The sequence below is a fragment of the Ruegeria sp. CE12 genome (assembly GCF_056537525.1).
The window spans coordinates 140,282-152,569 of sequence record NZ_JBQFRS010000004.1 but is presented as its reverse complement, the minus strand read 5'-3'; the positions used below and the strand labels follow the sequence as shown (position 1 = coordinate 152,569).

Below are 12,288 nucleotides of genomic sequence, written 5' to 3'. Positions count from 1 at the left end.
CATGGAAACTTTTAGCCTAGGCGTCGTCCTTTTCACCCTGATTGTTATCGCACTGGTGGCCATCATTATGGCTGCCCGTTCGAAACTGGTGTCGACCGGTGATGTGAACATCACGATTAACGGCGAGAAAACCATCTCGGTTCCTGCGGGGGGCAAACTGCTGCAAACACTGGCGGCCGAGAAGCTGTTCGTCCCGTCGGCCTGTGGTGGCGGTGGTACCTGTGCGCAGTGCCGCGTGCGTGTGCATTCGGGTGGCGGATCTATCCTGCCGACCGAAGAGAGCCATATCACCAAGCGTGAAGCGGCATGCGGCGACCGCCTGTCCTGTCAGGTTGCGGTCAAGCAGGACATGGATATCGAAGTTCCCGAAGAGGTCTTCGGCGTCAAGAAATGGGAATGTACAGTTCGTTCTAACGAAAACGTGGCGACCTTCATCAAGGCGCTGACGCTGGACTTGCCCGAAGGTGAGGATGTGAACTTCCGCGCCGGTGGATACATCCAAATCGAAGCCCCTGCGCACGCTCTGAAATACACCGATTTCGATATCGAAGAAGAGTACCGCGAGGACTGGGATCGCTTCAATCTGTGGCAGTATGAGTCGGTTGTGAACGAACCGATCGAACGTGCCTATTCGATGGCCAACTATCCGGACGAAAAAGGCATGATCATGCTCAACGTTCGGGTTGCTTCGCCACCTCCGGGGTCAGAAGGCATCCCGGCCGGTCAGATGTCGTCTTACATCTTCAACCTGAAGCCGGGTGACAAAGTGACAATCTCGGGTCCGTTCGGTGAATTCTTTGCCCGCGAAACCGAGAAAGAGATGGTCTTCATCGGCGGTGGTGCTGGTATGGCACCGATGCGCAGCCACATCTTTGACCAGCTCAAGCGTCTCGAGAACCGCAACCGCAAGATCAGCTTCTGGTACGGCGCGCGTTCAAAGAAAGAGATGTTCTTTGTCGAGGATTTCGACACGCTGGCCGCAGAGTTCGATAACTTTGAATGGCACGTAGCCCTGTCGGATGCGCAGCCTGAGGACGATTGGAAAGGCTATACCGGCTTCATCCACAATGTCTTGTTTGAAGAGTACCTCAAGAACCATCCGGCACCAGAGGACTGCGAGTTCTACATGTGTGGCCCGCCAATCATGAACCAGTCGGTCATCAACATGCTGCTGGACCTGGGCGTGGACCGCGAAGACATCATGCTCGACGATTTCGGCGGGTAAGAAACGAAAAACCGGCGCTAATGGCGCCGGTTTTGTTTTTCAGACAGTGCTTGAGCAGAGCAGTGTCAGTGATTCGGTGGATAAAGCCAAAACGCCATGAGGCGTGTAAATCTCGGCATTATGACGTATGTCATCAGGACCACTACGATGGCCACCGCAATTCCATTTCCTAAAATCGTTGGAAGCGCTCCGAATTCAGGAACGTATGCTAAGGCGGCATGGACCAGCAGGATCGTCGGAAAAAGCGCAATGTAAGTTGTGATGGCCATCTTATATGCCGGTGGCCTTGCCCCTGCGTTAGCCGAGACCGGCAAGGTAAACCAGGTCTCCAACCCGGTCAGCCAGGTCCGCTGAGGCTCACCTGCCGTAAACTCGTCAGCAGCTGTGACGAGGCGCACATGGTCATCAGACGCCTCCCAGGCCTTCAAATGCACATCGCTGTCGAAGGTGCAAATTACTCGGTATGCAGGCTGATGCGGCAGGGAGGGACGAACGACATGAACACTGTTGAGCCCATAAGCGTTACGCATGGCATCGATAATATCACTGATCGCAGCTTCAAGTTTCTGCTCCTGACCAGCCTTCGGTATTCTATCGATGATTTTCGTTGCGCCCTCGCTAACGTGATCGCCAGTTGCACTGCTCATCAATCTCGTTCTCCCGAAACAAATCTGTAGCTATGTTAGCACCTTTATCCCACACAAACTGCGGTGTGTTGCAAACTACTGAATGACAGGTTGGCGTCTTTTCGTGAGCGGTTTCTGACTGTTATAACCTCAGATCGCTGGCCTCTCGCGGCAGGCATGACTTTACGTCGAACAGGATGTTCTTCGATTTACCATAGGACCGGATTTCTTCCGGAGACAGCGTAAGAAACTCCCGATGCGCGACTGCCAATACGATCCCGTCATAGCTGTCTCGCTGAGGTTCTGACACGAGCGTGATACCATGTTCGTCCAGCGCGGCCTGCGCATCGGCGTGAGGATCATGAACATCCACCGTGACACCGTAATCCTGCAGTTCATGGACAATATCGACCACGCGGGTGTTGCGCAGATCGGGGCAATTCTCCTTAAAGGTCAGACCCATGACCAACACCCGTGCTGACCCTACGTTGATCCCATCGCGCGTCATGCGTTTGACCAGTTGCGAAACCACATAGCTGCCCATTCCGTCATTCAACCGTCGCCCGGCGAGAATGATCTGCGGATGATGCCCAACCGTTTCGGCCTTGTGTGTCAGGTAGTAGGGGTCGACTCCGATGCAGTGTCCGCCCACCAGACCGGGGCGGAATGGCAGGAAATTCCACTTGGTTCCGGCGGCACGCAACACGGCGTCAGTGTCGATATCCATCCGGCCAAAGATCATGGCCAGTTCATTCACCAAAGCGATGTTCAGGTCCCGCTGTGTGTTCTCGATGACCTTAGCCGCTTCGGCCACACGGATGCTTTCGGCCTCGTGCGTGCCCGCCGAGATTATCCTGGCATAGAGGGCATCCACCAGATCGGCGACTTCGGGCGTTGATCCAGAGGTTATCTTGCAAATATCGGAGATCCGATGGGTTTTATCCCCGGGATTGATCCGTTCGGGGCTGTATCCCGCGAAGAAGTCCTGATTGAAGCGCAAGCCCGAGACGCGTTCCAATACCGGAACACAGTCCTCTTCGGTTGCGCCGGGATAGACCGTGGATTCATAGATCACCAGGTCACCGCGCTTCAGTACACCGCCTACTGTTTCAGACGCGCTTAGCAGCGGGCTCAGATCAGGCTGCTTGCCCGCAGTGATTGGTGTTGGGACAGTAACAATGTAAGTATCGCAATCTGCCAGATCCGCAGCGTTGGTGGTGAAATTCAGGCCTGTGGCAGCGGCAAGGTCTTCCGGCTCAACCTCAAGCGTTGAATCCGCACCACGCTGCAGTTCCTCGATACGTGCCTGATTGATATCAAATCCAACTACCGATCCTAGTTTTCCAAACGCCACAGCCAGTGGCAGCCCGACATAGCCAAGGCCGATGACTGCGATTTTTCGGGAATTGGGGTTCGTTTCCATCATCCGGATCTCTTGGCTCATTTTCCGTGGTAATCGCGGAACCATTCTACAAATTGCGCGATGCCATCCTTGAAATCCGTTTGCGGACGGTATCCAGTCAGTCGCTGCAACAGGTCCGTATTGGCCCATGTAGCAGGGACATCACCCATCTGCATGGGCATGTAGTTGCGGATCGCCTTTTTCCCGACGGCTTCTTCGATGGCTTCTACAAAATCCAGCAAGCGCACCTTGTCACCGTTTCCTATGTTCACGACCCGATACGGAGCAACCGGCGACAGGCTGTCGCCTTCTTCGATATCGTCGGCACCCGCAGGCCGGATTGGCGGTGTATCAATCAACAATCGAATGCCCCGGACCAGATCGTTGACGTTGGTAAAGTCACGATACATGTCACCATGGTTGTAGATATCGATCGGACGACCGTCCAGAATCGCATCGACGAATTTATAAAGTGCCAGATCAGGACGTCCCCAGGTGCCATACACGGTGAAGAACCGGAACATTGTGGTCGGCAGGTCCCAGAGGTGAGCATACGAGTGCCCCATCGCCTCATTCGCTTTCTTGGTCGCCGAGTAGATGGTCAGCTGAGTGTCCGCCTTTTCGACCTCGGTAAAAGGCATCTCATCGTTTGCGCCGTAAACCGACGAAGTGGATGCCATCAGCAAGTGATCCACCTTATGCTGACGGGCGGCCTCCATCACGTTGAACGTACCGACAATGTTGGAATCTATGTAGCTTCGTGGTTGTTCCAGACTGTACCGAACTCCGGCCTGCCCGGCGAGATGGACAATGACATCGGGTTCAAAATCGTCGGCGACCTGCATCAGGCGTTCGTGGTTTTCCAACAGGTCTTCGGTGGCGGAGAAACCGGGTGTCTGCAGCAGCATCTGGTGACGGCGTTGCTTGAGGCTGACATCGTAATAGTCGGTCATCCCGTCATAGCCATGCACCTGAAACCCCTCTGACAGCAACAGCTTTGCCAGATGGAACCCAATGAACCCCGCTGTACCCGTAACCAGAACCCGTTTCATGAAACCCTCGAACGTTATCCAAACACTGTGACCATCAGGGACCCTTTCCATCCGGTGAGGTCAAGAGGATTTCCCTGTCGGCGACCGTCATATCAGCCGGGCAGAGGTCAGCGTCAACCAGTTGGCTTATCAGGAGGAGATTGACCAGAACAGGCAGAAGATAATCCAGCACGCGACCTCATTGGTGGTGGGTTGCTTTCGGATGGAAGCGAAACAGTCGATGCGCGATATCTGATAGAGACTGCTTGTCGTTGCTCGCAAATCAGGTCCGGCGCTTGTTGATGTGTTGAAGACTCCTAAGTAACCTTTGGCAGTTGGGAATTGCCGATAACGACCGGGCAGGGTACTGAACTTCAGAGATGATTAAGGAATGGATCAGAAAACTCGCTAAGCAGTCCGCTGCCCAGGATATGGGAGCTTCGCTTGCCGAACTCGCACCGGATCAGCGGTTTTATGCGGTTGGTGACATCCATGGTCGACTTGATCTGCTGCAGGCGTTGCTTCCCCGTTTGGACCGCCGATACCCTTTGGTCTTTGTTGGTGACTACATCGATCGGGGAGAGTACAGCGCACAGGTCTTGCATCATCTGAAACACCTCAGCGAAGACACCAACCGTCAGGTCGTGTGTCTGCTGGGCAATCACGAAGAAATGCTGTTGAAATTTGTCGATGACCCCAAGCGGATGGGACGACTGTGGCTGCAAAATGGTGGCTTGCAGACATTGGCTTCTTTTGGGCTTGGTAATGTCACCGAAGCCGTTATCGGCAAGGATGCGGTGGAGGTTGCAGGGCGATTGCGGGCCAGAATTGGCGACCGGGTTCTCGACTGGCTGCGAGGGTTGCCTCTGACCTGGAGCAGCGGAAACGTGACCGTGGTTCACGCCGCTTTGGATCCCGCCTTTCCCCTCGATGATCAGCCCCGGCAAGTATGTTTGTGGGGGCATCCACGATTTCGTCTGGATCGTCGCACTGATGATCAATGGGTTGTGCACGGTCACACAATCGTTTCCGAGCCTCGCATCAAACATAAGATTGTATCGATCGATACGGGCGCTTTTGCGACCGGTCGATTGACGGCGGCTGAAATCTCGGCAGGCGAAATTCGATTTATTTCAGCTGATCAGAAGTAATCGGTACGGTATCTGATGACTTTCCCATAACTGACAAGTCGGTTCAGGCTGCACACCCAAAAGACCACCCCATGAGGTCGTCAGCAACAATCTGCACAATTGACAACACCGACCAACGGGCAGGCCGTGAGGTCCTTGCCCGTTGCAACGAGGTTTTTCTGTCAGCCGACAATCATCTGTTTCATGCGCAGGGCTTCATATTCCAGCTCTTTAAGTCGGAAATGCACGACATCTCCGATGGTAATGACTCCTTTGAGGTTGCCATCGCTGATCACTGGCATGTGACGAAACCGTCCTTCGGTCATGGTTTTCAGCACATCCATCAGCAGATCATCCGGAGCGCAGCTTTTCACCTCGCGCGTCATCAGATCTTGGACAGATTGCGGTAGCGTCTGACCGGGTGTATCGGCCATACGCCGAACGATATCCCGCTCGGACAGGATACCCTGCAGCGCACCGTTCTGGTCTGTGACGACGACAGCACCGATGCGTTTTTCCTTCAGGATGTCTACGACTGAATGGATCGTATCGTTTGGACGTACCGCGATCACCGCATTTCCCTTGCCTTCCAGCAATTTCGCCACCGTCGTCTGAGTATGTGACAGGTTCGACTCGACGGATTGGCTGTAAGTACTGGACTCGGCCTTGTCGCCACGCGTCGGGGGCTGGTAAGAGCTTGGGGCCATGGGCGGTCTCCTCCTTTACCGGATTTGGCTTATACCTCCACCTTAGCGCAGGTACAGAACCTGTATAGGGTGCAATTTCACAAACTGGCGTAACTCCGCCACTTCGCAAGGAAAATTGGCTTCTTGGACCAGCTGTATCTTACCCCTCCCGTTGCGGCGCTGATCTTTTTCTTTGTGGTGGTGTGTGGTCACAACTTCCGGAAAACCTGGAAACAGCAGGAGTCAGGCTGGCAAAAACGCGCGTGGCTGTTCGGGGTGCCTGCCGCCGTTGGGTTGTTGGCATTGGGCTTTCTGCCGCTGAAAATCTGAAGCCGGTTTGACTCTTTTGGGGACCGCTGGCATACGCCGGTCACAGTTTTCCCAGGAGGTCGCCTAATGCGCCGTTTGACTGCACTGGCCCTGATGCTTCTCGTTTCCGGCTGTCTGTTCGATAAAGAACCCGAGGTGGTTCGTCTGTCGGGTGAGACGATGGGAACCACGTTCAACATCACTGCGATTGGTGAGGATATCGACGAGACAGCGCTTGCAGCGTCCGTTGAAGAAACCCTCGCGCAGGTCAATGCCAAGATGTCCAACTGGGATCCGAATTCCGAGGTTTCGACGTTCTCAGCCTCGGACAGCACAGCGCCTGCTGATGTATCCGAAGAATTCGCGTATGTGATTGCTGCTGCAAATGAGGTTCACGAGAAAAGCAACGGTACCTTTGATGTGACCTTGGGCCCGCTGATCGAGCTGTGGGGCTTTGGTCCACGTAAACCAGAGGACCCTGTACCTGCTGACGCCGACATTCAGGCAGCGCTGAATGGGGTAGGCCAGGCGCGCTTGCTGACACTGGATAGCGCGGCTGGAACGCTGGCGAAATCCAACGCTGATGTTGGCATCAACCTGTCCGCCATTGCCAAAGGTTACGGAATCGATGCTGTAGCTCAGAGCCTCAGCGATGCGGGTCTTGAGAACTACATGGTCGAGATCGGCGGCGATCTGGTAGCCAAAGGTCAGAATGATAAAGGTGAAAGCTGGCAGATCGGCGTGGAAAAGCCGGAAACCGGTAGCCAGATCATTCAACTGATCGTCCCTGTAGACAATCTGGGCATGGCAACATCCGGTGATTACAAGAACTTCTTCGAACAGGATGGTGTGCGCTATTCACACATCATTGACCCGACGACCGGGCGCCCGATTACGCACCGCACAACCTCGGTCACTGTACTGGCTGAGAATGCGATGATGGCTGATGCGTGGGCAACGGCAATGCTGGCCTTGGGTCAGGAAGAAGGCTTGAGACTAGCCGAGGAGCATCAACTTGCCGTGTTCTTCATCTCGCGGGATGTTGCCGCTGGCGAAGATGCTTATATCACGGTACAAAGCAGTGCGTTCAAAGACGCGCTGGGAACCAACTGACAGGTAGGAACCGGGATGAGCACTTTTATTCTAGCTTTCGTGCTTTTGCTGATCATCATGGTGGGCATGTCTCTGGGTGTCATGCTGATGGGCAAGACAATCAAAGGCAGCTGTGGCGGTCTGAATGCGATATCCGGTGCCGACAAATGTGTCGTCTGCAAGAAAGATGTCGATCCGAACAGCCCTCTGCGTGATCAGTTGCAATGCAAGCGCGCGAAAAAGATGCTGCAGCAGATGGAAAGCCAGACCTGAAATTTGGATCGCCTTGAAATTTTGTCTTCGCTGATAGGCCATGACCGGTTAAGTTAGCATGTGAAGTAAATTTCAGGGACACCACTCGTGATGGCCAAAGCCAGGAACATTCTGTTCATCATGTTCGACCAGCTCCGCTGGGATTATCTGAGCTGCTACGGCCATCCACATCTGCATACACCGAACATTGACCGTCTGGCGTCGCGCGGTGTCCGCTTTGATCGCGCCTATATCCAATCTCCGATCTGCGGTAGCTCCCGCATGTCCACCTATACCGGGCGGTATGTCCATTCTCATGGTGCATCGTGGAATGGTATCCCCCTGAAGGTGGGTGAGGTGACCATGGGCGATCACCTGCGCAAGGCAGGGATGGATTGCTGGCTGGTCGGCAAAACGCATATGCGGGCAGATGCCGAGGGTATGGAACGGCTGGGTCTGGAACCAGACAGTCTGATCGGTGCCCGAGTGGCCGAATGTGGTTTTGATGTTTTTGAACGCGATGATGGGATGCGGCCCGAGGGGCCGGATGGCTTTTATGATCCTGAAGGCGCTCGGGAGTACAACAAATACCTGAACGCGAAGGGGTATGAGAGCGACAATCCCTGGCACGACTTTGCCAATTCCGGCCTTGACGCAGACGGGAACGTTCTTTCGGGTTGGTTCCTGAAAAACTCTCCCGAGGCTGCAAACATCGCAGAAGAGGACAGTGAAACCCCATATCTGACCACCCGTGGAATGGCGTTCATGGAAACCCACGATGGCCCGTGGTGCTGTCATCTCAGCTATATCAAACCTCATTGGCCCTACATCGTGCCGGAGCCTTATGCGTCAATGTATGGACCCGAACACGTACTGCCCGTGGTTCGATCTCAATCCGAGCGACAGAATGCACATCCCGTGCTTGCAGCTTTCATGAACACCAAGATCGGGCAGACATTTTCACGTGACGACGTGCGGGATGCCGTCATTCCAGCTTATATGGGGCTGATCAAACAAGCCGATGATCAGATCGGGCGTCTGCTCGACTGGATGGAAGAAACGGGTCGGATGGACGATACGATGATCGTACTGACTTCGGATCACGGTGACTTTCTGGGTGATCACTGGATGGGGGAAAAGACATTCTTCCACGACGCCTCGACCAAAATGCCCCTGATCATCTACGATCCATCGGACGAAGCGGATGCCACGCGCGGGACTGTCAGCGACGCGCTGGTCGAGTCGATTGATCTGGCACCAACCTTTTTGGATGTGGCAGGTGGTCAAGTGGCAGACCACATCCTCGAAGGTCATTCCTTGCTGCCCATTCTGCACGGTAAAACCGAGGCCACAGCCCGGGAATATGTGATCAGCGAATACGACTACTCTGCCTCACCCATCGCTGACATTCTGGGGGTTTCGGTTCGGGACGCGGTGATGTTCATGGTGGCGAACAGGAAATGGAAGCTGATCCATTGCGAAGGCGGATACAGACCGATCCTGTTTGACCTAGAAAATGACCCGGACGAATTGGTTGATCTGGGCACCAGTGCTGAACATGCGGATGTGATTGCAGAGATGTATGATCATCTGTTCGCGTGGGCTCGCAGGCCGTCGCAACGCACCACGCGCTCGGAACAGCAGCTGATTGAGATGCGCACAAAAAGCCGGGGAAAAGGCGTGGTGTTGGGTATCTATGATGAAAACGATGCGCCGCTGGATCTGACGGTCAAGTATCGTGATAGAAAGGCCAAGCCGTATCGCGATCTCATCGATAAGGGTTAGGGCGGCAGAATTAATTCTGGCAACCCGGACATAAAAGACGGTTCACGCCCGCGCGGGCAGGGGGTAGAAGACTGCGCAAGAGCAGTAACCGGAGATCTTCTATGACCGCCCCCAAGCCCGTTGTCCTGTGCATTCTCGATGGATGGGGTCTGTCGAATGACACACGGGCCAACGCGCCTTTTCTTGCCGAGACGCCAACCTTTGACGCGATCATGTCCAAGGGACCGCATGCAACGCTGATCACGCATGGCCCGGATGTAGGGCTGCCGAGCGGTCAGATGGGTAATTCCGAGGTCGGTCACACCAATATCGGCGCGGGCCGGATCGTCGCGATGGATTTGGGACAGATTGATCTGGCGATCGAAGATGGATCGTTTTTTGATAACGCGGCGCTTCAGGATTTCATTAGCAAGGTCAAGGCTGCCAATGGTACTGCGCATCTGATGGGTTTAATCTCGGATGGCGGGGTACATGGTCATTTGAATCATATCATCGCCGCTGCAAAGGCCATCACCGATGCAGGTGTCCCTGTGGCATTGCACGCTATGACAGATGGGCGCGATGTATCGCCCAAATCGGCCTTCACATACGTTGCCCAGCTTGAAGAACGCCTGCCCAAAGGTGCAAAGATTGTCACTGTCAGCGGGCGTTACTTTGCCATGGACCGCGACAACAGATGGGAACGCGTAAGCGAAGCCTATGACGCGATGATCAATGCAAAAGGGCGCGAGGGTAGGACCGCTCACTCTGCAGTGGACCATGCGTATAATCAGTCAGAAACAGACGAGTTCATCACGCCAACGGTGCTAGCAGGCTATGACGGTGTTAAGGATGGGGACGGTGTCTTCTGCCTCAATTTCCGGGCCGACCGCGCCCGTGAAATCCTGCGTGCCATTGGTGAGCCTGGATTTGCGGATTTCGATACCGGCCAGCGGCCACACTTGTCCGCGCTGCTGGGTATGGTCGAATACTCAGATGGCCACAACGACTATATGACAACCGTTTTTCCAAAGCGCGACATCGTGAATACTCTGGGCGAATGGGTGGCAAAGCAAGGGCTACGGCAGTTCCGACTGGCCGAGACCGAAAAGTACCCGCATGTGACCTTCTTCCTCAACGGTGGCAAAGAGCAGCCGGAAGAGGGCGAGGATCGCTTCATGCCCAAATCTCCCAAAGTTGCCACCTACGATCTACAGCCCGAGATGTCTTCTGCCGAAGTCACAGCCAAGTTTGTCGAAGCAATTGAAGCGGGCTACGACCTAATCGTCACCAACTATGCCAACCCCGACATGGTTGGACATACCGGAGATTTGCAGGCCGCGATCAAGGCCTGTGAAGCGGTGGATCAGGGATTGGCTCAGGTCGTCGCTGCGCTGGAGAAGGTGGGTGGTGCGATGATCGTGACTGCTGATCACGGGAATTGTGAGATGATGGTCGATCCCGAAACGGGTGGCCCACATACAGCACATACCTTGAACCCGGTTCCGGTGGCTCTGGTTGGCGGACCAGAGGGGGCTAAACTGCGGAATGGTCGTTTGTCCGATCTGGCACCAACTCTTTTGGAGCTGATGGAACTGCCTAAACCACCCGAGATGACCGGAGAAAGCTTGCTGTCATGAGGTTTCTTGCGCTTCTGTTTGCAACTGCTTTGGGATCTGCGCCCGCATTCGCGCAGACAGATCCTGCTCAGGCGGCGTTGGAAGCAGCGCAGATGCTGGAACAAGCTTCAATCTCTCTGACCGAGGCGGATAGCGCCCGTGATCGGGTGCGTGCACTGACCGAAACACTGCAGGCCTATGAGGCAGGTCTGACCGCCATGCGTGATGGGTTGCGAAAGGCTGCTACGCGTGAAGCCCACCTGACCGCAGAACTGCGCGCACGGGAAAAGGATGTCGCGCAGCTGTTGGGCGTTCTTCAGACTATCGAAACCACTGCGCCGCCGGTGTTGATGCTGCACCCATCAGGCCCATTGGGTGCCGCACGCACGGGGATGATGTTGTCCGAAGTAACACCAGGCCTGAACGCCAAGGCGCAGGCTTTGGCGCACGACTTGCAAGAAGTGCAAACCTTGCGACAGTTACAACAAAGTGCAGCTGAGACTCTGACAGAGGGCCTAATTGGTGTTCAGGATGCGCGCGCACGGCTCAGCGAAGCGATTGCCGACAGAACTGATCTGCCGCGCCGGTTTGTCGAAGATCCGGTGCGCACGGCAATCCTGATTTCATCAACCGAAACTCTGGACGGTTTTGCCAGCGGGCTTTCCGAAATCTCCGAGGGTGAGATCGTGGAAACCAATGCCGATGTAACGGATCTGAAGGGGCAGATTGCATTGCCCGTTCAGGGGGTTCTTCTGCACAAGGCGGGCGAGACGGACGCGGCCGGAGTGACACGCCCTGGACTTGTCATGGGAACCCGTCCCCGTTCGTTGGTAGTTTCTCCCACAGCTGCAACAATCCGTTATCGTGGGCCATTACTGGATCTCGGGAACCTCATAATTCTGGAGCCTCAGCCCGGATTATTGTTTGTGTTCTCAGGCTTGCAGGAAGTTTACGGCGAATCCGGACAGGTGATCCCAGAAGGCACTCCGGTGGGGTTGATGCCCGGCGGTACGCCAGAAATAGGCGCGATTTTGTCAACATCCGGTGATGGCACTGGAACTGACCGGTCAGAAACGCTCTATATAGAAGTAAGAGAAGAAAATACGCCCGTGAATCCGGAATCGTGGTTTCGGACAGACAAGGATGGATAAA

12 protein-coding genes are annotated in these 12,288 nt (G+C 54.9%); 8 read left to right on the top strand and 4 right to left on the bottom strand.

What is annotated here, in order from left to right; all coding sequences use genetic code 11:
* Position 1 precedes the first annotated feature (1 nt).
* Entirely contained in the window at positions 2-1,225 is a 1,224-nt protein-coding gene (nqrF, locus tag ACR0IO_RS11740) for an NADH:ubiquinone reductase (Na(+)-transporting) subunit F (protein ID WP_155145538.1), read from the top strand.
* Positions 1,226-1,290: 65 nt separating this feature from the next.
* Here the strand turns inward: nqrF and ACR0IO_RS11735 are convergent, their stop codons facing one another.
* The 3 genes from ACR0IO_RS11735 to ACR0IO_RS11725 all read right to left on the bottom strand — a co-directional run bounded on the left by ACR0IO_RS11735 (position 1,291) and on the right by ACR0IO_RS11725 (position 4,305).
* Positions 1,291-1,872 (bottom strand): hypothetical protein, encoded by a 582-nt coding sequence (locus ACR0IO_RS11735; RefSeq protein ID WP_480741828.1) that lies wholly within the window; start codon positions 1,870-1,872, stop codon positions 1,291-1,293.
* Positions 1,873-1,993: 121 nt separating this feature from the next.
* Positions 1,994-3,277 carry a Vi polysaccharide biosynthesis UDP-N-acetylglucosamine C-6 dehydrogenase TviB gene (gene tviB / locus ACR0IO_RS11730; RefSeq protein ID WP_480742016.1) on the bottom strand — a complete coding sequence of 428 codons (1,284 nt, stop codon included), beginning with the start codon at positions 3,275-3,277 and terminating at the stop codon, positions 1,994-1,996.
* Between the two features lie 14 nt (positions 3,278-3,291).
* On the bottom strand, positions 3,292-4,305 hold the full coding sequence (locus ACR0IO_RS11725) for an NAD-dependent epimerase/dehydratase family protein (RefSeq protein ID WP_480741825.1): 1,014 nt from the start codon (positions 4,303-4,305) through the stop codon (positions 3,292-3,294).
* 359 nt (positions 4,306-4,664) lie between these two features.
* Here ACR0IO_RS11725 and ACR0IO_RS11720 point away from each other — a divergent pair, with 359 nt between their 5' ends.
* Positions 4,665-5,435 (top strand): metallophosphoesterase family protein, encoded by a 771-nt coding sequence (locus ACR0IO_RS11720; RefSeq protein ID WP_480741823.1) that lies wholly within the window; start codon positions 4,665-4,667, stop codon positions 5,433-5,435.
* Between the two features lie 161 nt (positions 5,436-5,596).
* Here the strand turns inward: ACR0IO_RS11720 and ACR0IO_RS11715 are convergent, their stop codons facing one another.
* Complete coding sequence (locus ACR0IO_RS11715) at positions 5,597-6,121, bottom strand: CBS domain-containing protein (protein ID WP_170333784.1); 525 nt, start codon at positions 6,119-6,121, stop codon at positions 5,597-5,599.
* A 123-nt stretch (positions 6,122-6,244) separates the two neighbouring features.
* Between ACR0IO_RS11715 and ACR0IO_RS11710 the strand changes: the two genes are divergently transcribed.
* From ACR0IO_RS11710 to ACR0IO_RS11685, 6 genes are all read left to right on the top strand, one after another.
* On the top strand, positions 6,245-6,430 hold the full coding sequence (locus ACR0IO_RS11710; protein WP_480741822.1) for a hypothetical protein: 186 nt from the start codon (positions 6,245-6,247) through the stop codon (positions 6,428-6,430).
* Positions 6,431-6,496: 66 nt separating this feature from the next.
* A complete protein-coding gene (locus ACR0IO_RS11705) occupies positions 6,497-7,522 on the top strand; it encodes an FAD:protein FMN transferase (RefSeq protein ID WP_480741820.1) in 1,026 nt (341 codons plus the stop codon).
* A gap of 15 nt (positions 7,523-7,537) precedes the next feature.
* Positions 7,538-7,774 carry a (Na+)-NQR maturation NqrM gene (nqrM, locus tag ACR0IO_RS11700; RefSeq protein WP_155145553.1) on the top strand — a complete coding sequence of 79 codons (237 nt, stop codon included), beginning with the start codon at positions 7,538-7,540 and terminating at the stop codon, positions 7,772-7,774.
* 90 nt (positions 7,775-7,864) lie between these two features.
* On the top strand, positions 7,865-9,538 hold the full coding sequence (locus ACR0IO_RS11695) for a sulfatase-like hydrolase/transferase (RefSeq protein ID WP_480741818.1): 1,674 nt from the start codon (positions 7,865-7,867) through the stop codon (positions 9,536-9,538).
* A gap of 101 nt (positions 9,539-9,639) precedes the next feature.
* Complete coding sequence (gene gpmI / locus ACR0IO_RS11690; RefSeq protein ID WP_480741816.1) at positions 9,640-11,157, top strand: 2,3-bisphosphoglycerate-independent phosphoglycerate mutase; 1,518 nt, start codon at positions 9,640-9,642, stop codon at positions 11,155-11,157.
* Complete coding sequence (locus tag ACR0IO_RS11685) at positions 11,154-12,287, top strand: murein hydrolase activator EnvC family protein (protein WP_480741815.1); 1,134 nt, start codon at positions 11,154-11,156, stop codon at positions 12,285-12,287. Before gpmI ends, ACR0IO_RS11685 begins: the two co-directional genes overlap by 4 nt.
* Position 12,288 lies beyond the last annotated feature (1 nt).